The sequence below is a fragment of the Vibrio sp. Vb2131 genome (assembly GCF_033338535.1).
In the GTDB taxonomy this organism is placed as follows: Bacteria; Pseudomonadota; Gammaproteobacteria; order Enterobacterales; family Vibrionaceae; genus Vibrio; species Vibrio alginolyticus.
The window spans coordinates 1-532 of sequence record NZ_JAWOSW010000155.1 but is presented as its reverse complement, the minus strand read 5'-3'; the positions used below and the strand labels follow the sequence as shown (position 1 = coordinate 532).

The following is a 532-nucleotide window of genomic DNA, read 5'->3' as shown; positions in this document are numbered from 1 at the left end:
CTGATGAGCGAATGATCAAATGTGACTGGTGAGTATAGGAAGGCTGCTTTGCCAGCTCAAACACCAAACGGTGCACGGGTTTCTTTTCCGATGGTTGCACGCGGCACAGTCGAGATAGAGCCCAACCTTGGGTTAATGCTAGTTCAATAAATAGCTCCCCTTCGGTGATTGGCAGCACAAAGCTGGCTTTTCCTTCTGTATCTAGCAACTGATAACAACACTTAAGCAACGCATCATGGCGTAGGGAGTCGGTATGCCTAGCGGTTGCTCGCTGGCTTTGTTTAGCTTGCTCACCAGTGTTGAAATAGGGTGGGTTGCAAACAATGCGTTGAAAGCGTTGCGGCGGCGAAAAAATCAAAACATCGGTATGCTGAACTGAGAGTCGGTCGTGCCACGGCGAGTGCGAAAAATTGTGGCTTGCGGCTTCAACCGCTGTGGTTTCGATGTCAACGGCGGTAATTTTTGCGTCAGGAAAGCGTTGAGCACACATCAAAGCGAGTAACCCTGTTCCTGTCCCGATATCCAATATATG

The 532-nt window shown here is 49.4% G+C and carries 1 protein-coding gene; it reads right to left on the bottom strand.

Features of this window, described 5'->3' with window-relative positions; all coding sequences use genetic code 11:
- A partial coding sequence (locus R7E38_RS23335) for a tRNA1(Val) (adenine(37)-N6)-methyltransferase (RefSeq protein WP_318082226.1) occupies positions 1-532 on the bottom strand: 532 nt, incomplete at both ends.